The organism is Streptomyces sp. NPDC001351 (assembly GCF_042896045.1).
In the GTDB taxonomy this organism is placed as follows: domain Bacteria; phylum Actinomycetota; class Actinomycetes; order Streptomycetales; family Streptomycetaceae; genus Streptomyces.
The window spans coordinates 21,731-45,511 of record NZ_JBIAWS010000012.1 but is presented as its reverse complement, the minus strand read 5'-3'; the positions used below and the strand labels follow the sequence as shown (position 1 = coordinate 45,511).

The following is a 23,781-nucleotide window of genomic DNA, read 5'->3' as shown; positions in this document are numbered from 1 at the left end:
CGAGACCGCCGAGGAACGGCAGGTAGCCGGAGTCGGCGCCGTGTGACGGGTGAAGAACTCCTCGGCTGCGTGGAAGCGTTGCGGGTCAGGAACACGTGGCCGACATGTTAGTTGATCCGCGTCAGCGGTCCCGGCGCACCCGTCAGGAAAGACTCCACTGCTGGCTCGTCGCGCCTGTGCCCGTTTCTTGCGTCACGGCCGCCCCGCTGGTGGTCGAGGTGTTCGCGACACCGATTTCCAGGTCGCTGCCCACGCCGGCGAGCATGTAGGTGCTGCCGGTGTAGCTGCCGACCAGGTCGAGGAACCACTGCTGGTTGGTCCCGCCGTTACAGGTCCACTGTTCCAACTGGACGCCGGTGTCGGTCGAATGGCTCGGTACGTCCAGGCACAGGCCGCTCTTCACGCTCTTGAGCGTGTAGATGTTGTCCGCCACCCGGGTAAGGGTCCACTGCTGGTTGGTACCGCCGGTGGACGGCCACTGGATGATCTTGGCGCCGTTCGCCGTGGAGCCGCTCGACACGTCCATCAGCAGGGAGCTGTTGAGGTTCTTCAGGGTGTGGACGCCCTCAGCGGGGATTCCGCTGTCGGCCGTCCAGGTTCCCGCTGAGGTGTCGAGTGACCAGGTGGGGTACTGGCCGAGGTTCACCGTGGTGCCCCTGATGGTCAGGGGCAGCCAGATCAGTTTCGACGCGCCGAGGTCGGAGGTGTTCCAACGGTCGCCGGCGTAGATGTAGGTGGTTCCGGAGGCGCCCTGGACGGTGATGACGTTCGCCGTCTGGCTGCCGTAGGTGTGGGTGCCGGGTGCGGCCAGGTTCCGGAAGGACGACCAGGGACCGCCCAGTGACGTGGCGGTGGCGTAGATGTTGTCGTTGAGGCTCCAGCCCGTCAGGTGGGAGCCGAAGACGTAGTAGGTGCCGTCCTTCTTGATCATGGCCGGTGCCTCGACGCTGCCGCTGCTGCCGCCGCTGCCGAGCACCGCCACCGCGCTGTCCACGGACAGGTAGTCGGCGGACAGTTTGTCGATGCGCAGGCCGTTGTTGCGGTCCTCGCTCAGCAGATAGCCGGTGCCGTCGGTGTCCTGGAACAGGCCGAGGTCACGGCTGACGTTGCCCAGTGGCCGGAAGCTTCCCCGGTAGGTGTAGGGGCCGCAGGGGGTGCTGCTGGTGGCTACGCCGACCTTGGCCTCGGAGTAGTTGCTGCTGTCGATGTGCATGTACATCACGTATGTGCTGGTCGACTTGTTGTAGATGACCTTGGGCCGCTCCACGACGCGGCTGGGGCCGAGGTCGCCGCTGGTCTGCCGGCTCAGGGCCTGGCCCTGGTAGGACCAGTCGGCGAGATCGGTGGAGGTGTAGCAGGGGATGTCCTGGAAGGACGTGTCCGACGAGGTCTCGCCGGTCTTGTCCTCGCCGAAGCCGTACCAGGTGTTTCCCACCTTGATGATGCCGAGGCCGTGCAGTTGCAGGGTGTTGCCGTTCTGGTCGGTGCGTGCGGCACCCGTGGTGAACGAGACCGTGGCCGCGTGCGCCTCGGTCGCCGGAAGCAGCAGCGCCGCGAGGCCTCCCATGAGGGTCAGGAACGCTGCGGCTCCGCGCCGCCATCGTCCGGCGGGCGGCCAGGGAAACCCCTTGAACATGTACGTCCCTCTCTGCCGAGGTTCGACGATCCCTTGATGTCGCGGGGACCCATGAGAGTCGCGGCACGTTCGTGGCGTCAAGAATCGCGTTCGAGTTTGTTTAATCGTGACCGTCTCTGGGAGCGCTAGCTGTGGCCGGACGGGGCCGCAACTCGCCCGGACTGTCCAGGATTTCGGACAAGTGGGGGATGTGTACGAGGGGTTGACCTTTGACTCGGGTGAGGCATACAAACTTCGCGACGGTCAGAATCTGTTACTTGCTGGTTGAGTTTGTTGGAACCCATGCCCAAGCGAGGTGGACCGACTGTGAACATGCCGGAGCGTCAGGAACCTTCCCGTCGCAGGGTGCTCAAGGGTGCGGCTGTCACCGCCGCAACCGCCGCGCTGGGCATCGGCGGCGCACGTCCGGCCGAGGCCGCAGACGCCTCCGTCACCGCGACATCGCTCGACGGCACCACCAGCATCACCATGTCGCTGACGGGCGGCTCGCTCCAGTGGTCGGCCCGGCGTGACGGCGCGACGGTCGTGGCCAGTTCGGCCATGGGGCTGCGACTGAGCGACGGAACCACTCTCGGCACCGACGTGGTTCTGACGAACTATCAGCACTGGCACGTCGACACCACCTGGAACCCGTTGTACGGCCGCAACGCGACCGTCTCCGACGCCTACCAGGAGATGCGCTGGAACCTCCGGGACAACCGCACCTCCATCAACTTCGGTGTCCAGATCCGGGCCTATGCGACCGGCGTCGCCTTCCGGTACGTCCTGCTGGACCCGGGCACCGCCACCATCGCCGGCGAACTGACGACGTTCGTCTTCCCGGACGGCACACTCGTCTACAGCGCGCGGGACGAGGACGACTACCTCCCGGTCGCGCCCGGCTCCATCCCGTCCACCGGAACCTCGTCCACGGACACCGGTCCCCTGACCGACCTCCCCCTCACTGCGACCTACAGTGACGGGCTCATCGCCTGCGTCTGCGAGTCGGCCCGCGCCAACTATCCCCGGACGATGCTCAGTTCGGTCTCCGGGCAGCCCAACACCCTCGCGGCGTATCTGATGCGGCACACGGCCCGCGGCTCCGGACCGGTCCAGCCGACCTTCACCGTCACCACACCGTTCGCCACCTCCTGGCGCGCTGTGGTGATCGGCTCCACCCACGCCGAACTGGTCGACAACGCGGAGCTGGTGCTCAACCTGGCCCCGCCCGCAGCCCTCGCCGACACGTCGTGGATCAAGCCGGGCAAGGTCTTCAGGTGCAATTTGACCACCGCGGACGGGCTGGCGGGCGTCGACTTCGCCGCCGCCCGCGGCCTGCAGTACATCGAGTACGACTCGGGGTGGTACGGCCCGGAGCACACCTCGACCGACGCCACGCAGCCGATCTCCGCCATCGACCTGCCCAAGGTCATCTCCTACGGCGCCGACAAGGGAATCGGCGTCATTCTCTACGTCAACCCCATGGCCATGAGCAACTCGGACAGCTTGTTCGCCCTGTACCGGAGCTGGGGCGTGGCGGGCGTCAAGCTGGGCTTCATCAACGACGGCACCCAGGCGATGACGAATCAGATCATCGCCTGGGCCAGGACGGCGGCGGCGCACAAGCTGCTGATCGACATGCACGACGACGTACGTCCGTTCGGCTACGAGCGGACCTACCCCAACTGGATCAGCATGGAGGGCGTCCGGGGCAACGAGCACTTCCCGACCGCCACCCACAACGTCACTCTGCCCTTCGCCCGCAACATCGGCGGGCCGATGGACTACACCATCTGCTACGGCCAGTCCCGCGACCGCACGACCAACGCCCACCAGATGGCGATGGCCGCGGTGTACTACCAGCCCCTGGACTTCCTGTACTGGTACAGCGCCCCCTCGCAGTACTCCACCCCCTCCAAGTGGCCCGGGCTGCCCTGGTTCGACGCCATCCCCACCGTCTGGGACCAGAGCCGGACCCTCGCCGGTTCGATCGGCGAGTACATCGCCGTCGCACGGCGCAGCGGCACCACCTGGTACCTCGGGGCGATGACCAACGAGACCGCCCGGACCCTCTCGATCCCGCTGTCCTTCCTCGGCAGCGGCACCTACACCGCGACGATCTACGCTGACGGAACACCGGGCAGCAGCCCGTACCAGACCCCCGTCGCGGTGAGCACACAGACCGTGACCTCGTCGACCACGCTGCACGTCGCGATGGCCCCCGCGGGCGGCCAGGCAGTCGTCCTGAGCCCTGCGTGAGCGGCCGCCCGTGCGAGTGCCCAAGGTGCGCGATACGTCGGGGACTCCGGGGCGGCGGAGTCGTTGTGGATCCTCCAGGGGGCTCGGCGAGCGTCGGCTGGGCCCGCACGGTGGCGTGACTGTCCAGCCCGCTCGCCGAGCTTCGCGCCTGTCGGAGTTCCCGTGGTGAGGGTGTTGCGTACGCCTACAGGCTGAACAGCGGCATCGAAGCTAGCCGGTGACGCGGTGGAAGGTCCACCGCTGGTTGGAGCCGCCGGTGTCGCGGTACTGGATCAGTGCGGTGCCGTCGGCCGTACTGCCTCCGCTGACGTCGAGCACCTTGCCGCTGTTGCGGTTGACCAGGGTGAACTCGCCACCGGTCTGCGGGCGTAGCTGCCACTGCTGGCTCGTTCGGCCGTCGGCGGTCATCTGCACGACCCGCGCGCCGTCCGCCGTCGAGGACCCCGCCACGTCGAGGACCTTGCCGCTGTTGACGCAGGTGATGGTGTGGTAGCCGTCCTCGGTGGACTGGAAGGTCCACTGCTGGTTCGGCTTGCCGTTGTCGGGCCACTGGATCACGGCGGCGCCGTCCGCCTTTGATGCGCCGGAGACGTCGGCGACCTTGCCGCTGCGCACGCTGACGCACGTGTAGGCCCTGGTGGGCGCGATGGTGTACTGCACCGAGTCCACATCGACGTAGCCGGTGTTGTTGGGGTTGTAGGTGTACAGGCCGACCCGGTCACCGCGGTAACCGCCCCAGGTGAGCTGGTAGGTGCCGCCGAACGAGGTGAACGAGCTGCCGTCGAGGCTGTAGGAGAACTGGCTGACCCCGTTGACGTCCCAGGTGGTACGCAGCCACACGGCGTTCTGGGTGATCACCGGACCGTACGTCAAGGTGCCGTTGACATTGTTCGCGATCGTGGTGGTGGTCCCGGAGCGCCGCACGCCCAGTCCGGCGTAGGTGGCCGCGTAGTGGCACAGCCCGGCGTGCTGGCCGTCGGCGAGGCCGGCCAGTTCCAGGCGGACCGTCACCGTCGCGCCGCCCGCCGTGCGCAGCACCCGCTGGGTGAGGGTGTTGCCGACCTTGGTCAGGTTGTCGGCCACCAGCGGTGGGAACGCCTTCAGCCGCAGGTAGCCGGGGCGTTCGGTGAGCGACCAGTGGTCCGCGCGCGGCTGGTAGTACCACTCCCACTGCGGCTTGACGCCGGTGTCGGTGAACAGGTCGCTGGTCACCACGGGGGGCAGTGCGTCGAGGGGCAGGCCGGGGGTGCCGCCGGTGGGTACCTGGCCGGTCCAGACCATGTTGCCGATGCCGTCCGCGCCGACCTGGCCCAGGATCGGCCAGCCGTCCACCCAGGTCACCGGCAGCAGGGACAGCGGCCGCCCCTCCCAGGCGCCGTGGCCGTGATGGGTCACGAAGTACCACGTGCCGTCCGGAGCCTGCACGAGCCCGCCCTGGTTGGGCTCGCGGTCCACCGAGGCGTTGACGTGCTCCAGCTGCCGGGTCTCGAACGGGCCGTAGAGGCTGGAGCCGCGGTTCATCATCAGCACCCGGCCCTCGGACTTCACCTCGCTGTACAGGTGGTAGTAGAGCCCGTTGATCTTGTACAGCTTGTTGGCCTCGCTGCCGGGCGACTGGTGGATGACCGTGGGCGAGCCGACCAGCGACTTGCCGTCCTCGGACAGCTTGAACAGGTTGATCTTGTAGCCGTCCGAGTAGTGCGAGGTGACCAGGTAGCCCTGGCCGTCGTCGTCCCAGAACGGGCACGGGTCGTCCCAGCCGGAGGTCCGCCACACCGCCGTCAGCGGATCCCACGGCCCGCTGGGCGACGGAGCCGACGTCATGAAGAAGCCTTCGTCGGGGGTGTTGAAGTACACCCAGTACCGGCCCGCGTGGTAGCGGATGGCCCCGGCCCACACGCCACGGCCGTAGCGGTTCATCTGGTCCCAGTTGAGCGCCGGTCCGATACGAGTGAGATCGTCGACCGCGCCGCCGAGCGTGCGCCAGTTGACCAGGTCCTTCGAGTGCAGGACGGCCACGCCGGGCGAATACCCGAACGTGCTGGTGATGCCGTAGTAGTCGTTGCCGACCCGGATGCAGTCCCAGTCGCTGAAGTCGCCCGGGAGGACGGGGTTGACGTAGGTGCCGTCGCCCTGGTCCCCCCAGGTGCCGGCGGGAGGTGTGGCTGCCGCGGCCCTGCTGGGGGGCAGCAGCCCCGGCAGCAGGAGGGCCCCGGTGCCGACTGCGGCGAGCCGGCCGAGCTGTCTTCTGGTGATGTCCACGATGTCCGTCCTTGGAGGGAGTCAGTCCACGCTCACGGCTTGCCACAGCTGGCTGTCGGCGTTCGTGTCCGTCGTCTGTACGAGCTGGGCGCCTGCTGAGGTCGAGGAGCCGGACACCGCGAGCAGCTTGCCGCTGTTCACATTCTTGATCTTGTAGTAGCCGTTTCCGGCGGCCACCAGGGTCCAGTGCTGGCTCGCGGCGTTGTTGTCGGGCTGCTGGACGACGGTCGCGTCGTCCGTGGTGGACCCGCCGGTGACGTCCAGCAGCTGACCGCTGTTCTCGTTGACGATCTCGTAGCTGCCGTCACCGACCGGGAACCACAGCCAGCGCTGGTTCTGCGCTGCGGTGTCGTTCCACTGGATGACGTTCGCCGCTGCGGCGGTCGATGCGCCCGAGACGTCGATCGCCTTGCCGCTGTTCTTGTTGAGGACCTTGTAGAGCACGCTCGTGGTGGGGAAGGGGATGGAGGCGAACGCGTCCAGGGCGCAGACGGTGTTGGAAGAGGCCGTGTTCTTCGTTCCGGCGCACACGACCTTGATCGTGTGGGGACCCGCGGCGAGATCCGTCTTCTCGAACAGCAGCACCTGCTTCGTCACCGTCGAGGCATAGGCGTCGATGCCCGACTGCGCCAGGGTGCCGTCGATGTAGACGTCGACCTTGCCCATGTTCGGCTGCTTCATGCTGAGGTACCGGACGCCCGAGCCGGTGAACGCGTACTGGACGTAGTCGCCCGCCCTGTTGGTGTAGCTCTCGGATCCCTTGTAGTCCTGCGAGTCGTTCCAGTTCGACCAGCTGGAGGAGTAGGTGAGACCGGAGTCCTTGTCGTCGACGTAGGTCCATCGTTGCCGGACGAGCGACTTCGACGCGGCTGACGCGTTCCCCTGGGCGTCCACGACGTAGAGACGGTAGTCACCGGGCTTCGGCGGGACGGCGATGGTCGTCGCGGTTCCGGCCGCCTTCGTCATGGTGGGGCCGACGGTGAACGTCGTCGTGCCGGAGGGAGCCAGCCAGAGCGTCCTGGTCGCGTCACCGAGGGGGCGGACGGGGATGGACGACATGCCCTTGTCGGTGAACGTGCCGGCGGGCAGGGCATAGTCCTGCAGAGCCAGGTCGCTCCGGGGGACGAGGTCCTTGTAGGCGTCCTCGAGGCCCGCGTTCAGGGCGATGCCGTACGCCTGCGACGGCCACACCTTGTCCGGGTACGCGCGCACGTCCTGAATCGTGCTGTTCGGGACGCTCTTGCTGGCGATCTTGTTGAGGGTGCCGTAGGTGTTGGTGATGGTGAGGTCGTGCTGCCGGCCCCAGGTGCCGGAGTTGATGGTGTACGCGACATTCGGGTCCACGTCGAGGACGTTGTCGTGCTCGTTGAGATAGGCGGAACCCTCATCCGGGTGCATTCCGTACTTGTGGCCGGCAGGGACGCCCTGGATGTAGTTGTTGCTGATCTCGGTGTTCGGCTGGCTGCCCAGCGTGTAGATGGGAGCGGAGTCGTCGAGCACCTGCATGGTGTCGATGAGCTCGTTGTACTTGATGGTGTTGTTCCTGGCCGTGGTGGTCGGGTTCCCGGGATTGACGGAGTTCGCCGAACCGTCGAAGTTCCACCATCCCCAGCCGAGGGTGATGCCCGCCCAGGGGGACTTCTCGATCCGGTTGTGCTGGACGGACAGGGAGTCCACGAAGTACGCCGACACCGGGCTCGATCCCTGGAACAACACGGCGCTGTCGTAGAGGTAGTTGTCCGTGACCGAGATGTTCTTGCAGACTCCCTCGACGTTCACCGGGTACTTCTCATGGTTGGTCGAGGTGTAGTCCCCGATGTACACGTGCTGCGGGTGCCCCACGGTGAGTGCGGATCCGGCTATGTCGTTCGTGACGTTGCCGGTCAGCTGTGAGTCCGTCACGTCGTTGGCCAGGGTGATGCCGTCGGCGCCGGTGTGCTGCACCGTGTTGCGCTGCAGGACGATCCCGTCGGCGTTCTCGATCTGGACGGCCGCGGGCGGCAGGTCGACGTTGCGGTAGGTGTACGCGTGGAAGTTCTGCCGCGCGTACACGTTCGAGCTGGCGTTGCCCTGCGTTCCCTGCCGGAAGACGGAGCCCGCGACCTTGACCAGGTTCCAGTCGGAGTGCTCGACCGTGAGTCCGGAGAACGTGATGTTCCGCGCGTGGTCGGTCCTCGACGTGCCGGCGATCTTCAGGAGAGTGGACACCTGGTTCGGCGCGAAGACGTTCGCCGTGGTCATGTCCTCGGAGCTGGACTTGTAGTAGTAGACCGTGTGGGTGCTCTTGTCGAAGTAGAACTCGCCCGGCTTGTCCAGGAATTCGTACGCGTTCATGAACGTATGGCTGCCGCTGGCTTTGAACGGCCCGTACGGCGGTGCCTGGGCGATGGCCGCACCCGGCTGCTGGAACAGGGCCACGCGGTTGGCGCCGTCCGAGCTCGTGGTGATCTGGCGGACGCTCACGATGGCCGTTGTCCAGGTCGTCGCCGATACGATCTCGACGTCGTCCTGGTTGGACGCGATGGCCGGCAGGTCGGAGAGGCTGTACTTGGCTCCGTCGCACTGCGAACCCGACTCCCAGGCCCAGGGAGCCTGGCCGGCCGTGACGGTGTAGGTCCCGTAGCATCCCGCCGAGTTGATCGTCTTCGAGGCCATCTGGGCGCGCTTGCCGTTGACGTAGAGCGCCCGGAGCTTGTCGTCGCGGTTGAGTGTGGCCTTCCAGATGTTCCCGCTGTGCTGGGTCCAGCCGGACACCTGAACGCCTCCGTCCAGTACCGGCTTCTCGCCCGGGTAGGCGGCGTAGACGACATGGTGGCCGTTCGTCCCGGAATCGGCCGACGTGAAGTTGATGGTGCTGCTGACCGGATAGTTGCCGCCGCGGAGATAGACGTTGATGTCCCCGGTCATGTTGTCGTTGACCGTGCGCACGACGTCCCGCGCGTGCTGCAGGGTCTTGAACGGCGCCGTGATCGTCCCGGCGTTGGCGTCGTCGCCGTCGGGGGCGACGTAGTAGGTCGCCTGGGTCGCGGCCGCGGCCGGAGTCGCCGTCGTGAGGGATGTCAGCAGCACTCCGGAGAGAGCCGTCGCAAGCACTGCTGACAGCGTGCGGATGGTGGGGGTGACAGGCTTCATCGTCTGCCCCTCCTGCTGGTTCGGACGGTCGGTAAAGGGTTCATGTGGCGACTCCGGGGTGTGGTCGGTGCGGTTGACGCGGATCTTCATCGCCCCGGCCCTTTGGTGTCGCAAGGGCGCTGAGGAGCGCCGCCGGCCACGACCACTTGCCGCCCTTGTACGGGGCTGCCGTGCTCGTTGCTGGGGGCGCTCAGGGACGCGGGTGGCTCGTCAGTTCCAGGGGGATGCGGTGAGCCAGCTGGTGTCCTGGGCCCACGACTTGGTGTTGTCCCAGGCGTTGGTGCCGCCGTTGCTGGCGATGTAGGCGGTGTAGTTGTAGTGGCGGAGGTACTTGGTCGGGAAGTTGGAGGACTGGAAGGAGGTGCCGATGCCGCTGTTGCCCGGGGTGGGGCAGAAGGTGGCGTCCTGCGCGAACGAGCTGCCGCCGTTGTCGGTGTTCAGGTAGAGCTGGTAGTTGGAGTGGCGCAGGAACTGGCCGGGCTTGTCGGTGGATTCGAAGGACAGGCAGGAGGTGTTGGCGAGGCCGGCGCGGACGATCCAGGTGGCGTCGGTCTTGTCGGTGGCTGGGCTGGCGGAGTTGATGCTGGAGATGACGACTTTGGTGTCGGCGTCGTTGTGGCGCAGGTAATGGGAGGTGCAGCAGGGCGCGGTCGTGGCCTGCAGGGAGATCCGGGAGCCGGGGGTGAGGGTTCCGGTGCTGGTCGAGCCGCTGTTGTAGCCGGCGGCGGTGATGTTGGCCTGGACGGCGTTCTCGGTGGCGTCCGAGGGGTAGCCGGAGGTCATGACGCCTTCGTAGAAGGTGCCTTGGCCGGTGTTGCTGTTGTCGCCGCCGATGCCGAGGATGATCGCGCCCTGCTTCTTCATCGGGTTGTAGCCGCTGTCGTTGGGGCGTACGCCGTCGTAGAAGGTGGACAGGCTGCCCGACTGGGCGTTGCCGCCGCGGATGGCCCAGTGGTTCGGGCCGCCCTTGACGATGGCGGTCGTGAACCGGTGATTGATGGTCGGGTCGCCCGTGTTGAGGCCGCGGTTGACCCCGGAGAACAGGCCGTTCTCCAGGTCGGCCATGATCCAGGGGCCGGTGTCGCTGCCCCGGCCCCAGCCGGTGCTGGTGCCGAAGTAGAGGGCCTCCATGGTGCCGTTGCCGTCGTCGTTGCCGGTCGTCTCGGCGTTGCCGTAGTCGAAGCAGCAGCCGCCGTTGACGTGGGTGCCGTCGAGGATGGCGTACATGCCCTCGGGCTGGTCGCCGGTGGCGATGCCGTGGGTGTTGTTGTTGCGGTAGCCGGTGCCGGGGGCGATGTAGACGCCGTACGCCTTGTGGCCGCCGACGGTGACCGGCGCCTCGAAGGCGTTGGCCAGGTTGTCGTTGCCGTTCTCGGCCGGACCGGGCCAGTGGCCCTTGAGTGCCTGGGTGAGGTTGTTGTGCTGGGGGGACTGGTCGTAGATGACGGTGATGACGCAGCTGGTGTTCGCGCAGAAGGAGTCCTGCTGCGCGGCGTCGGCGACACCGCCGGCGCTCAGCGGGCCGATGTCCTTGGTCGTGTTGTCGGAGGCGCGCTTGACCTGGTAGAGCGGGCCGTTGTACGTGCCGTACAGGGCGCGGGTGGTGCTGTGCGCGGCGACGCAGGGGGTGCCGCCCGCGGCGTAGATGTCGCACGGCCCCTGCGTGGCGGCCTGCGAGGGGGCGGTCGTGGTGGTGAGCAGGGCGGCGGCGAGCGCGACGGTGGCACCGGCCGACAGCAGCGCGCGTCTGACGCCGCGTATCCACGGTGGTCTGATCATGGAGAACTCCTTCACAAAGTGGAGTGTGTAGGGAGGCGTCGACGAACCCTGTTGTTCGAAATCTCGGTTGATGTACGACATTGCGAACAGAGAGGGGTGCGTCGACGCTTCCGTTGTTCGTCAGCTCCAGGGGGCAGCAACGAGCCAGCTGGTGTCCTGGGCCCACGACGACGTGGTGTCCCAGGCATTGGCACCGCCGTTGCTTGCCACGTAGCCCGTGAAGCGGTAGTGACGGATGTACTTGGCCGGATAGTTGAAGGACTGCAGGGAGTAACCGGTGCCGCTGTTGCCCGCCTTGGAGCAGAAGGTGGCATCGGCGGCGAACTGGCTGGAGCCGTCGTTGGGCTGCAGGTGAAGCTGGAAGGCGTAGTGCCTGAGGTACTTGCCGGAAGCGTTGGCGGACTCGAAGGAGACACAGTCGCTGTTGGCCAGGCCGGCACGGACGATCCAGGTGGCGTCGCCCTTGTCGGTGGCGGAGCTGCTCGAGGTCACCGGCGCGATCACGACCTTGTCGTCGCCGGTGTCGTGCTGCAGGTAGTCGCCGGTGCAGCAGGAGGTGGTGGCCTGCAGTGAGACCTTTGCGCCCGGGGTGAAGGGGGTGGAGGTGCTGTAGCCGGCCGCGGCGATATTGGCCTGGACGGCGGCGTCGGTGGCCTCGGAGGGGTAGCCCCTGACCATGGCGCCCTCGTAGAAGGTGCCCGCGCTGGCGTTGTGGTTGGTCTGGCAGCAGTCGCCGCCGCTGCCGAGGATGATGGCACCCTGCTTGTGCATGGGGTTCCATCCGCTGGGCAGTGCGCCGCTGTAGAGCTGGGTCAGGCTCCCGGACTGGGCGTTCGCGCCCTTGAGTGCCATCTGGGTCGTACCGTTGTTCTTGAGCATCGCGGTGACGAAGCGGCTGGTCTGCGAGACCTGGTTGGGGTTCCACGTCTTGCTGCCGCCGCTGAACAGGCCGTTCTCCAGGTCCGCCTGGACCCACGGTCCGGTTCCGCTGCAGCCGCCGAACCAGCATTCCGTGCCGAAGTTGATCGCGTCCATGGCGCCGTTGCCGTCGGCCTTGTGGTCGGTCTCCGTGTTGCCGTAGTCGAAGCAGCAGCCGTTGTTGACGTGGGTGCCGCTGGTGACCATGTACTCGCCCTCGGGTGAACTGCCGGTCGCCACGCCCCCGGCGGAGTTGTACGCGAAGTAGCTGTTGCCGGGGTTGATGTAGAGCGCGTACACCTTCTGGCCGCCCACGGTGATCGCCTCGGTGGTCGCGGTGGCCGCCGTGTCGGCGCCTCCGGTCCCGCCGGGTCCCTGGTAGACCAGGGTGTTGCCGCCGCCGGTCTGGTCGTAGAGGCGGGTGATGGTGCAGGTGGTGCCAGCGCAGAACGAGTCCTGTGCCGCGGCGTCGGCGACACCTCCGGCGGACAGCAGCCCGATGTCCCGCAGCGCGTTGTCGGACGCCCGCTGCACCTGGTAGAGCGGGCCGTTGTAGGAGGCGAACAGCGCGCGGGTCGTGCTGTGCGCCGCGACACACGGCGTGCCGCCCGCCGCGTAGATGTCGCAGGGTTCCTGTGCAGCGGCCTGCGAGGCACCGGTGAACGCGACAAGGCCGGTGAGGGCGAGCGCCACCGCAGCCAGGCAGACGACCACCCCCCGGCGCAGTTTTCGGAAGATGAGCAGTTCAGGCACCATGAACTCCCTTGTTCGTCGTTACGGGGACAGCGAGCCGCGCCCCCAGCCCGGTTCGTCGTGGGTCTGGGGGCGGGCTGATTCGCGTTGACGGCGGGCGGACGCTTCCGGGTGAGCGGATTCGCCGGCGCGTCGGGTCATCCGGTCACTGGATCGTCCACGCCTGGTTGGACTGGTTCAGGGGCATCCACTGACTGATGGCGGCTCCGTCGGCCGTCGATCCGCCGCCGACCTCCAGGACCTGCCTGCTCTCGAAGTTGCGGATGACGTACCCGCCGCTGGTCGGCTCGAAGTACCACAGCTGGTTGTTGCCGCCGTTGTAGGTGTACTGCTGCAGCGCGGTACCCGTCCGGTGACTGGAGTTGCCGATGTCGAGGGCCTTGCCGCTGTTGCGGTTCACGATCTTGTAGAGCTGCCCGCTGACCGGAACGATGTTCCACTGCTGGTTGGCACCACCGTTGCTCGGCCACTGGATGACGCTCCCGCCGTCGGCGGTGGAGTTCTGGGACACGTCCATCAACTTCCCGCTGTTGACGTTCTTGATCGTGTAGTTCGTCGACGGGTTGATGGTCGGCGTGCCGGTCGCGTCCTCCAGCGCCCCGCCGGCCTGCTGCACACTGAAGTCCGCGATGAAGAAGTACGCGCCGTCGGTCTTGGCGACCCGCACATAGCGGAACTTCTGGCGGACATCGATGTTGCCCGTGAGCGTCGAGGCGAGCGGCAGGGTGGCCGTCTGGCGTCCCACGACGGTGTAGGTGGCGAAGGACGGGTCGTTGGAGGCCCGGATCTCGAAGTTGCCGCGGGTCTCGGGCTGGTCCAGGTCCTGACGGGCCGTCAGTGAGAACTGTCCTAGCTGGTAGGCCTGTCCCAGGTCGACCTGCCACCAGGCCGAGGTGTCGCTCCCGGTCGGCGACCAGCCGGTGGCACCGTTGTTGTCGTTGGCCTTGGCCGCGTCCCAGGCGGAGCCGTTCACCGAGGAGGCGGACGCCGGCTTGTTGTAGGCGAGGTTGAGCTTCGCCGCCAGGCCCTGGTAGGCCGACTCAAGACCGGAGGCCTTGATCACGGAGTCGCCGGACGTCGTGTTGTTGGTGAGCGTGACGTTGGATCCGTTGCGGTTCTGGTTGATGAAGCCGTCGGTGTGCGCCAGCACGTTGTTCGACAGGGTCATGTTGTTCGACCCCTCGTCCATGTACAGGCCGGACACGGCCGAGCCGCACGCGGACGGCACGCGTATCACGTCGTGGACGTAGTTGCCGTTGATGACCGTGCCGGGGTCGTTGGAGAGGTGGTAGATACCGGCGGAGTCGCAGAGCCGGTTCATCACGTTGCCGAGGCGGTTGTAGCTGATGCTGTTGTTGCCTTCGGCGTTGGCCGCCGACTGCCAGCCCCAGCCCAGCGATATACCGGCCCACGGGGCGTCGGAGATGTCGTTGTGGTCGATGGTGGTGCTGTTGACAAAGCCCGCGTTGATGCCCGCGGTGCCCAGGTAGTCCTCACCGATCCGGGTGATCAGGTTGTCCTTGACGGTGACGTTCTTGACCACTTCCCGGGCGTCCTCGCCGGCCGGTGAGGTGGGCGGGTTGTAGACGGTGTGCATCTCCACGGTCGGGTCGGAGAACTTGCCGACCATGATCCCGTTGCCGGCGATGTCGTAGACGAGGTTTCCGGTCACGGTGCCGTCGTGCACGCCGTGCGACAGGTCGAGGGCCGTGGCCCCCATCTGTGTGAAGGTGTTGCCGGTGAAGGAGACGCGGTCGGCGTCCGCGGCCTGGACCCCGGCCGGCGGGCGGCCGACGTACTGGTTGTTGGAGGTGTCGGCCGACACGTTGTAGTTGCCGCCCTGGCCGTTGAGGTAGCCGTTGTTCGTCGCCTCCATCCACGTGGTCTGGGCGAAGGTGAGCCCGGAGAAGCGCAGGTCGTGGACGGGAGAGTCGAGGCTCGTGCCCTTGACGTCGAAGAGCGTCTGAACCGTCGGCGCCTGCACGGCGGCCGTGGACATGTCCTCGCCGGGGCGGGGCTTGTAGTAGACGGTCTGCGCGGTCGTGTCGACGTAGAACTCGCCCGGCTCGTTGAGGAACTCATGGGCGTTCTCGAAGTGCAGAGGGGAGCCGTTGGAGAGGACCGGGAAGGGACGCGGGAACAGGATTCCGGCTTCGTGGTCCTGGATCGACACATTGGCGGTGCCGCCCGCGGAGCTGACCGACTTGAGCCGCAGGTAGCTCTCGCCCCACTGCGTCTCCAGCATCGTCTCGACCTGGCTCAGGTGGTCCCAGTTGGACACCTGCGAACTGAGCACGTTCAGCAGCTTGTTGGTCTTGTCGCTGCCCTGCAGCTGGAAGTCCGAGCCGAGGTCGGGGAAGCGGGCCCGGGTGGCGCGGACCCCGTTGACGTACAGCTGCCGGAAGTTGAGGCTGCCGACCGGCGCCTTGTACTCGCCGTTGGTGGCCGCGGTCCAGCCGGTGATCGTCTTGCCACCGCTGATGACGGGCGTCTCGCCGTTGTAGGCCTGGTAGACGACCGTGTGGCCGTTCGTGCCCGAGTCGCTGGTGCCGAAGGTGATCGGGGTGGTGAGGAGGTAGGTGCCTCCGCGCAGGTTCACGACGATGTCGTCCGACATGTTCGAGTTGACGGATCGCACCGCGGCCTGGGCGGCCTGGATGGTCTTGAACGCTGCGGCGGTGCTGGTTCCCGGGTTGCTGTCGCTGCCGTTGACGGGATCGACGTAGAAGTTCGTCGTGGCCGCGTAGGCCGGTTGAGCGGGCAGTGCGGCGGCGAAGACGACGGCAGCAGCTGCGAGTGCCTTGACCGTCCCCCCGCCGATGCCTAGGGGTCTCATCTGTGGTGTCCCTCCTCCGGAACCCCCCGGATTTTTCTATGAGTTGCATTTATCAAGGCAAGGAGGCGGGGCCGTCAAGACGATAGGCACACTTATTTTTCACTGCGGCAACAAGGGTGACACGTCGACGTCTCAAGGCGGGTGTTGCACTCGCCCTCTCGAAGTGGCGAATCGTCCCAGGTGAATGCGCCATTACCGATGACGATCGGTCTCAGGCCGAGTCGCACCCCGGGCATTCCAGCAAAACTACCCTTCCGAAATAAGTAGCACTCATTTTGGGGTTCCGTCGGCGCTGTCTCCGGCATCGCAACGGAAGGGCGCACTGCTGCGCCCTGTATGGGCGCCGCAGGGTGAACCTCCCGGGCTTTGCGGCCAAACATGGCATGTATTGACGAACCGAATCGTAGTGAAGTTGAACAAAACGTCTTCTCTGGCTCATCGTTCGGGCACTTTCATCCACGTACCTGTTGACATGGAGCGGTCACATCCTCGAAGTTCATGCGTAACTCGGTGCATGGAGCCCAGACACCCGGGAGCACACCTATGTCGTCAGGAAGAAGACTGTCCCGTCGCGGCCTGCTGGGCTCCGCGGCCGCCGCTGTGGCCGCGAGCGCGTTGCCCGTGGTTCCCGGCTTCTCCCGCCTGCTCCCGCAGGCGGCCGCCGCGGACCCGCAGACCAATCTCAGCAAGCTGGTGAACATGCGGTTCGGCATGTTCAACCACTTCAACATGGGCACGTTCACCAACGAGGAGTGGGCCGCCCCCAACCAGAACCCGGCTCTGTTCGCGCCCACGGCCGTCGACTGCGCCCAGTGGGCGGCGGCCGCCGCGGCGGCGAAGATGAGCTACGGCGTCCTGACCACCAAGCACCACGACGGCTTCTGCCTGTGGCCAAGCGCCCACAACACCTACAACGTCGCCAACAGTTCCTACAAGCACGACGTCGTCGCGCAGTATGTGAGCGCCTTCCGGGCCCAGGGCCTGAAGGTCGGCCTGTACTTCTCCATCTGGGACCGCACCTACAACGTGCAGGCCTACGACACCCGCCACGGTGTCGCCTCCGACCAGGCCGTCCAGCCCGGCGACATCACCTACATCCTCAACCAGATCACCGAACTGCTCACCAACTACGGCACCATCGACATGTTCGTCACCGACGGCTATGCCTGGCAGATGGGCCAGCAGGCCGTCCCGTATCAGCGCGTCAGGGAACATGTGAAGTCCCTCCAGCCCGACATCGTGATGATCGACCACGGTGGGCTGTCGGTTCCCTTCCTCGGCGACGCGATCTACTTCGAGGAACCCCTCGGCATCACCTCACCGGCAGGCAACACCTACGCCTCGCTGCAGGGCCAGACGATCAGCAACGGATGGTTCTGGCACCCGGCCACCCCCACCACCGATCCGATGAGCAAGGACGCCATCCTCTCCCACCTGGTGGACCTGGAGCCCAAGTACACCTCGTTCATCCTCAACTGCCCGCCCAACCGCGACGGTGTGCTCGACACAAACATCGTCAACCGGCTCTCCGAGGCCGGCGCCGCCTGGAGCGGACCCGACACCTCCCGGCCGCCCCTGCCCGCCCAGATGCTCCGCGCCGAACACCCGGTCACCCCCGTGGCCGCCCACGCCACGGACTACCACGCCGGCGAGGGCCCCATGAACGCCATCGACGGGCTCAGCGACAAGGGCTTCGAGACCTGCTGGTCCACCTGGAGCCTCACCCTGCCCCAGACCATCACCATCGACCTCGGCGGCGTATGGAGCAACATCTCCACCCTGGAGTACCTGCCCAAGCAGTGGAACCGCACGAACACCACCGACGGCGACATCACCGCCTGCACCATCTCCACCAGCACCGACGGCACCAACTTCACCCAGGTCGCCACCGCCTCCTGGGCCGGTGACCGCACCACCAAACTCGTCGAATGGCCGGCCCGCAACGCCGCCTTCGTCCGCATCCAGGTCACCGCCGGCACCGGCGGCTACGCCAACATCGGCAATCTGCGCATCGGCGGCCGCACCGCGACACCCGCCCTGGTCTCCACCCTCTTCCCCGGCGACGGCACCACGTACCGCCTCGTCGCCCGCCACAGCGGCAAGGTTGCCGACGTCTCGGGTGCCAAGACCGCCGACAACACCGCCATCCTGCAGTGGCCCTGGCAGAACCACGCCAACCAGAAGTGGACGATAGCCAGGGCCGACAGCGGCTACTACAAGATCCGCAACGTCAACAGCGGCACACTCATGGAAATCGGCGGGCTCTCCCGCGTGAACGGCTCAGGCGCCGACATCTGGGGCGACGCCAACGCGCCCCAGCAGCACTGGGCCATCACCCCCACCGGCGACGGCTATTACCTCCTCACGAACCGGCTGAGCGGCCTGTCCCTCAACGTCGACAGCGGCTCCACCGCTGACGGAGCCGCCATCAACCAGTGGGCCTACACCGCCATACCCCAGCAGCAGTGGCAGATCATCCCCGCCTGACAGAGGAACGAAAGACACGTGCATCCGGCGCGCACAAGCGCCGGATGCACGCGCCGCGGGGCTTCCATGGCGCCCCGCGCGTCCGCGACCCGGCTTGACGGACCGGCCGGTCGCGGCCCGGCAAGCGCGGTGAGCTGTCAGCGCAGCGGGAGCGCCCGAGTGTGTTCCCTGCGTACGGCGTCCAGGGACTGGGAGCCCAGACCCAGGAGCCGCAGGATCGTCGGGGCGATCTGCGTGGTCCGTACCGAGCCGCCGACACGTACCCCTTGCGGGGTGGCGGCGCCGGAGACGACGAGCGGGACGTCGAGGTCGTCGGCGTGGGCGCCTCCGTGCTCGGCGATCTTGCTCTTGCCGCCGGTGTAGACGACGCCGTACTGGGTGATGCCGAAGAGGTCGGGAACGCGGGAGTCGCCCGGGCGGACGTGGAAGTAGCGGGCCGCATCGGCGCCCGCGTACAGGGTCTTCAGGCCGCCGGCCGTGAAGGGCTTGGCCGCGCCGTCGATGCCGTTGCCGGTGCCGGACTGGGCGAGCAGGTAGGTCTTGGCGAAGTCGGTGGCGGCCTTGGAGCGGTCGGTGAGCCACAGGAGCATCGCGTCGTCGTCCACGGCGTGCGCGACCAGGTCGCCGGCGCCCGGGTGGGCGGCCTTCCACGCGGCGTTGAGCCCGTCCAGGAGGGCGCCGTCGTCGATCCGCGTCAGCGCCTTCGGGTCGGTCGGCGACTGACCGTGTTTGGCCGAGAGGATGACCGTCGTGCTGCGGTCCAGGTGCTGCTTGTGGAGCTCGGCGAGGAACGCCCCGACCTGCTGGTCGACGAAGTCGAGGTTCTTGGCCAGCAGCGGCCCGGGCACGCCCTTGGCCTGGTAGCCGCCCGTCAGCCCGTCGGAGGTGGGCAGCTTCTGGGCGGTCGACACCGACTGGAAGTTCATGCCGAAGACCGCCGGGGTGCCGACCTCGTGGGTGCGGCCGTGGTCGTAGCCGTCGATCTCGTTCAGCACGGCCCGCACCTTGTAGCCGTCGTACTGCTCGGTCGCCGCGTTGTCCTTCGTCCAGTCCTTGCCGGCGGGGTAGCCGATGGCCTGGCTGTTGATCTCCGGGGCGAACAGGTCCTGGATGCCGTTGCCGCTCGGGCCGTTGAGGATCTCGTACGCCACGTGCTTGTCGGACCATGCGGTGCGCAGCCCGGCCTTGCGGGCCACGTCGAAGACCGTGTTCACCTTCAGGTAGCCGTGCGGGTAGAGCGGCTTGCAGGTCTTCGGGTCGACCGGCAGCTTCGACGGGTCGATGAGGCTCGCGGCGTCTCCCGTCATCTTCAGGATGCTGCCCGGCAGTCCCGCGAGGCCCTGGCCGGCGTCGAGGGAGTCCTTGTTCTTGTCGAGGTCCTCGGTGAGGTCGACCTCGACGCCCGGCTTGGCGCCCGCGCAGGCGGTCGTACCGGCCGGGAGGAGCGCGGCGTCGTAGGTGTCGTCGTAGTAGACGCCCGTGGTGCCCGGGTCGCCGCCGGTGAGCTGCCCGACCAGGCCGGGGAACGAGTCGGAGGGGACAGTGGTTCTCGCGTGGGTGTACTCCACACCGCCGCCGACGAGCCGGGCGAGGGCCGAGCCGGGGTGGCGGTCGATGTACCAGGCCAGATCGGACTGGTGCAGGCCGTCGACGGACAGCAGCAGGACGTGCCGGGCGCGAGCGTGTGCCTGCGCGGGCGCGTGTGCCACGGCGGGTGCGGTGGCCGTGGCGGTGAGGGCGCCCGCGGCGGCCAGCGCGGCTGCGGCCGCGGTGACGGTACGGGCGGGACGGACTGGACGTCGGAACAACGGTGCTCCTTGGTTGTACGGCGCGGGGGGCGGCGGGCGAACCGTGCAACGACATGGGAAGGGCAGAACGTGTACGGGAGCGGACGTACGGACCGGGTCCTGCCCAAGAAACGCATCGGCGCACGCAAAGAGGTGCGCCGCCGACGCCGCCCACCGGGTCCCGGACAACTCTCGTACGGCCGACTGGCCTTCCCTCGGCGTGCCTGGTCTCAGCGGCCCTCTGAGAGCAACTCCCGCGCGGCGCGCTCCACATCGTCCTGCGACACGAGCACCAACTGCGCCGCCTGCCCCAGCGGGACGAAGCTGTCCACGCTGGTGACCCGTCGGACCGCGCCGCTGAATCCGGCGTCGACCAGGGCGGTGACGACTCCCTCCGACACGCCTCCGGTACGGCGGGTCTCGTCGACCACGAGGACACGGCCCGTCGCCCCGGCCTCCCGCAGCACGTCGTCGACCGGCAGGGGAGCCAGCCAGCGCAGGTCGACGACCCGGCAGGCGATGCCCTGTTGCTCCAGCCGGCGCGCGGCCCGAAGGGAGAGGCACAGACCGTTGCCGAAGGTCACGAGGGTCAGGTCCGTGCCGGTGCCGTAGGTGCGCGCCCGGCCGATCGGTACATGCTCGGCGGGTGGTGGATACGGGGTGAGCCAGCCGTTGTCGCCGTCCTCGTGGAGGTCCCGGACGTGATAGAGCGCGATCGGTTCGAGGAAGGCGCTGATCGTGCCGTCCACCTTCGCCGCGGCCACGCAGGTGCGCAGCATCGCGGCGGCGTCGTCGGGGCGGGACGGGGAGGCGATGACCAGGCCGGGAATGTCGCGCAGGGCGCCCACCGCGTTGTCGTTGTGGAAATGGCCGCCGAAGCCGCGCTGGTAGCCGTAGCCGGCGATGCGCACCACGAGGGGGTTGCGGTACTGGCCCTGGGAGAAGAACTGCAACGTGGCGGCCTCGCCGCGCAGTTGGTCCTCCGCGTTGTGCAGATACGCCAGGTACTGGATCTCCGCCACCGGCAGCAGCCCGGACAGGCCCGCCCCCAGCGCGAGCCCGAGGACGGCCTGCTCGTCCAGCAGAGTGTCGAAGACCCGGGCGGTGCCGAAACGCCGCTGCAGGCCCCTCGTCAGTCCGTAGACCCCGCCTTTGCGGCCGACGTCCTCACCGAAGACGACCAGCTCCGGGTGGCTGCCGAGCAGGTCGGCGAGTGTGTGGGTGATGGCCTGGGCGACGGTCACGGGCTCGCCCACGGGCGCCGTGGCTGCTTCGCCCGTACGGCGTGCCGCAGTCGCCACGAGGTCGGCGCGGCGGGGTGCGATGGGGGCGGCGATCTGCGGGGCGGTGGTCAGGGGCTCGCTCTCCAGGGCCTCCTTGGCGACGGCGAACACCCGGCCGCCCACCTCGTCGTACCGGTCCAGAACCTCCTGCGGGGTCAGGACGCCGGTGTTGGTGAGCAGTCGCGCCGTGGCCAGCAGCGGGTCGCGGCGCAGGTCCGCGGCGACGTCGGAGGGCAGGCGGTAGGCGGCTTCGGCGTCCGAGCCGGCATGGCCGAGGAAGCGCACCATCGACAGGTGCAGGAACGCGGGTCGGCGGTGCCTGCGCACGTGGGCCACCGCCTCGCGCGCGGTGTCGTAGGCGGCCTGCGGATCGCAGCCGTCCGCGGCGAAGTAGGCGAGGGCGGGCCGGTTGCCGTAGGCGCGCCGCACCCAGTCGGGCGGGGTCGGCACGCTGATGCCCAGGCCGTTGTCCTCGCAGAGGAACAGGATCGGCATCGGCAGGCCCTGGTAGGCGGCGTGGCAGGCGCTGTTGATGGCGCCCGCCGCCGTGGAGTGGTTGACCGAGGCGTCCCCGAAGGAACAGCAGACGACGGCGTCGCCGGGCCAGGCGCACTCGGTCCCGAGCCGCTTGGCACGGGCGATGCTCCACGCCACCCCGACCGCCCGCGGCAGGTGGGAGGCGATGGTCGACGTCTGCGGGATGACGGCCAGTTCACGTCGCCCGTACACCTTGTGCCGGCCGCCGGCGATCGGCTCGTCGGCCCCGGCGGCCACCCCCAGCAGCATGTCCCTGACCGCGTCGACGCCGCCGGCCTGCCGGGCGCGGGCGCAGTAGAAGGCGCCGGAGCGGTAGTGCAGCAACGCCGGGTCGGTGGGCCGCAGCGCGAGGGCGAGCGCGGCGTTGCCCTCGTGCCCGCTCGATCCGATGGTGTAGTAGCCGCGGCCCTGCTGCTGCATCCAGCGCGCCGCGGCGTCGGCGTGCCGGCTCTCCAGCTGGGCGTCGAACAGGTCGAGCGCGGTACGGGAGTCCAGCGGGCCCGCAGCCCCGGCGGCAGACCGCAGACCGGCCACCGCCTCGCGGAAGTGCCGGTCCAGGTCCTCGACGCCGCTCACAGGCGGAACGCCATGTCGGGTTCGAGCGCGGCCACGTCCATCTGCGCCTTCTGCAGCCGTCCGGAGTGGTCCCAGTTCATCGACTGCCAGCGGGTGAACTGGTCGAGCACCCACTGCCCCGACTGGCGAGAGCCGTTGCCGGACTTGCCGTTGCCGCCGAACGGGAGGTGCGCCTCGGCTCCGGAGGTGGTGTTGTTGACGCTGACCATGCCCGCCGAGATGCCGCGCCGGTACGTCCACACCTCGTGCGGGTCGGTGGTGTAGATCGCGGCGGACAGGCCGTAGCCATGGAGGTTGGCCAGTTCGAGGGCCTCGTCGAAGTCCCGGTAGGTGGTCACTCCGACGATGGGGCCGAAGGTCTCGTTGAGGAACAGATCGTCGTCGCGGCGCACTCCGTCGACGATCACGGGGTGGTAGAACATGCCCGCTTCGGGGTCACCGACGAAGCCCTTGCGCGGATTGTCCGCCGTGATCCGGCCGATGCCGTCGGAGCCGTAGGTGCGGTGGTGGTCCTTGATCCAGCCGAGGAAGGTCTCGTAGCGCTGCGCGAACCGTTCGTCGAGCATCGGGCCGTACAGGACGTCCTCGAAGGCGTCGCCGATCCGGGCCGCGCGGCTCGCCGCGTCGAAGCGGGCGAGGAAGTCCTCGTGCACGGACTCGTGGACGATGAGCGTCCCGAGGGAGGTGCAGCGCTGACCCGCGGTACCGAATCCGGAGAACAACGCCCCCTCGACCGCCAGGTCGAGGTCGGCGCTGGGGGTGACCACCTGGGGGTTCTTGCCGCCCAGTTCCAGGCAGGGCGTCTGCAGGTGGCTTCCGCACAGGGCGCCGATCTTCTGCCCGACCAGCGTCGACCCCGTGAAGCCGACCTTGTCGACCAGGCCCGCGTCGAGGGAGGACTCCAGACCGGCGTAGGTCTGCTCCCCGTCGGCCAGTACGAGGTTGAGCACGCCGTCGGGCAGGCCGCCTCCGTGCGTGAACAGTTCGAAGAGGGCCTTGGCGCTCGCGGCGGCGTACTCGGCGGGCTTCCACACCACGGTGTTGCCGGTGACGAGTGCCGGCACGAGGTACCAGGCCGGCACGGCCACCGGGAAGTTGCCCGCGGTGATCACCGCGACCGCGCCGACCGGGTTGCGGAAGGTGAACAGCTGCTTGTCGGGCATCTCCGAGGGCACCGTCTGCCCGTACAGCCGGCGGCCCTCGCCCAGGAAGAAGTCGCAGGTGTCGATGATCTCCTGCACCTCGCCGAGTGCCTCGGCGAGCGGCTTGCCGATCTCTTCGGTGACGATGCGGGCGAGCCGGTCCTTGTTGGCCTCGACGAGCCGGCCGATCTTTCCGATCGCGGATCCGCGCACCGGCGCCGGGACGTCGGACCAGGCCCGCTGCGCCGCCTTCGCGGCCTTGGCGGCCTCGACGAACGTCGAGGCGTCCCCGAGCGAGATCTCGGTGACCAGCTCTGCGGTACGGCCGGGATTGGCGCGTTGAAGAGTCCCGCCGGGAGCGCCGGCGACCGGGTGGCCGGCAACGATCGAGGCGACGGCACGGGCCATGACATTG

11 protein-coding genes are annotated in these 23,781 nt (G+C 67.9%); 2 read left to right on the top strand and 9 right to left on the bottom strand.

The window, feature by feature from the left end:
* Window positions 1-142 precede the first annotated feature (142 nt).
* Window positions 143-1,567: an RICIN domain-containing protein gene (locus tag ACFY1U_RS36180; RefSeq protein ID WP_390698269.1), complete on the bottom strand. Its 1,425-nt coding sequence runs from the start codon at window positions 1,565-1,567 to the stop codon at window positions 143-145.
* Window positions 1,568-1,948: 381 nt separating this feature from the next.
* Between ACFY1U_RS36180 and ACFY1U_RS36175 the strand changes: the two genes are divergently transcribed.
* Entirely contained in the window at window positions 1,949-3,874 is a 1,926-nt protein-coding gene (locus tag ACFY1U_RS36175; RefSeq protein ID WP_390698268.1) for a glycoside hydrolase family 97 catalytic domain-containing protein, read from the top strand.
* Window positions 3,875-4,084: 210 nt separating this feature from the next.
* Here ACFY1U_RS36175 and ACFY1U_RS36170 read toward each other — a convergent pair whose 3' ends face one another.
* The 5 genes from ACFY1U_RS36170 to ACFY1U_RS36150 all read right to left on the bottom strand — a co-directional run bounded on the left by ACFY1U_RS36170 (window position 4,085) and on the right by ACFY1U_RS36150 (window position 15,554).
* Window positions 4,085-6,136 carry a family 43 glycosylhydrolase gene (locus ACFY1U_RS36170; RefSeq protein ID WP_390698267.1) on the bottom strand — a complete coding sequence of 684 codons (2,052 nt, stop codon included), beginning with the start codon at window positions 6,134-6,136 and terminating at the stop codon, window positions 4,085-4,087.
* Window positions 6,137-6,157: 21 nt separating this feature from the next.
* On the bottom strand, window positions 6,158-9,268 hold the full coding sequence (locus ACFY1U_RS36165) for an RICIN domain-containing protein (RefSeq protein ID WP_390698266.1): 3,111 nt from the start codon (window positions 9,266-9,268) through the stop codon (window positions 6,158-6,160).
* Window positions 9,269-9,478: 210 nt separating this feature from the next.
* Complete coding sequence (locus ACFY1U_RS36160; RefSeq protein WP_390698265.1) at window positions 9,479-11,047, bottom strand: alpha-L-arabinofuranosidase B; 1,569 nt, start codon at window positions 11,045-11,047, stop codon at window positions 9,479-9,481.
* A gap of 120 nt (window positions 11,048-11,167) precedes the next feature.
* Window positions 11,168-12,721, bottom strand: a complete 1,554-nt coding sequence (locus tag ACFY1U_RS36155) for an alpha-L-arabinofuranosidase B (RefSeq protein ID WP_390698264.1) — start codon at window positions 12,719-12,721, stop codon at window positions 11,168-11,170.
* Window positions 12,722-12,863: 142 nt separating this feature from the next.
* Complete coding sequence (locus tag ACFY1U_RS36150) at window positions 12,864-15,554, bottom strand: RICIN domain-containing protein (RefSeq protein WP_390698263.1); 2,691 nt, start codon at window positions 15,552-15,554, stop codon at window positions 12,864-12,866.
* A 543-nt stretch (window positions 15,555-16,097) separates the two neighbouring features.
* On the opposite strand from ACFY1U_RS36150, the gene ACFY1U_RS36145 reads away from it, so the two are divergent.
* Window positions 16,098-18,041: an RICIN domain-containing protein gene (locus tag ACFY1U_RS36145; RefSeq protein ID WP_390698261.1), complete on the top strand. Its 1,944-nt coding sequence runs from the start codon at window positions 16,098-16,100 to the stop codon at window positions 18,039-18,041.
* 137 nt (window positions 18,042-18,178) lie between these two features.
* On the opposite strand, the gene ACFY1U_RS36140 is transcribed toward ACFY1U_RS36145, so the two are convergent.
* The 3 genes from ACFY1U_RS36140 to ACFY1U_RS36130 all read right to left on the bottom strand — a co-directional run bounded on the left by ACFY1U_RS36140 (window position 18,179) and on the right by ACFY1U_RS36130 (window position 23,774).
* A complete protein-coding gene (locus ACFY1U_RS36140) occupies window positions 18,179-19,849 on the bottom strand; it encodes an alkaline phosphatase family protein (protein ID WP_390698260.1) in 1,671 nt (556 codons plus the stop codon).
* Window positions 19,850-20,058: 209 nt separating this feature from the next.
* Window positions 20,059-22,224, bottom strand: coding sequence for a thiamine pyrophosphate-dependent enzyme (locus ACFY1U_RS36135; RefSeq protein ID WP_390698259.1), 2,166 nt, complete (start codon window positions 22,222-22,224; stop codon window positions 20,059-20,061).
* A complete protein-coding gene (locus ACFY1U_RS36130) occupies window positions 22,221-23,774 on the bottom strand; it encodes an aldehyde dehydrogenase family protein (RefSeq protein ID WP_390698258.1) in 1,554 nt (517 codons plus the stop codon). Before ACFY1U_RS36130 ends, ACFY1U_RS36135 begins: the two co-directional genes overlap by 4 nt.
* Window positions 23,775-23,781 lie beyond the last annotated feature (7 nt).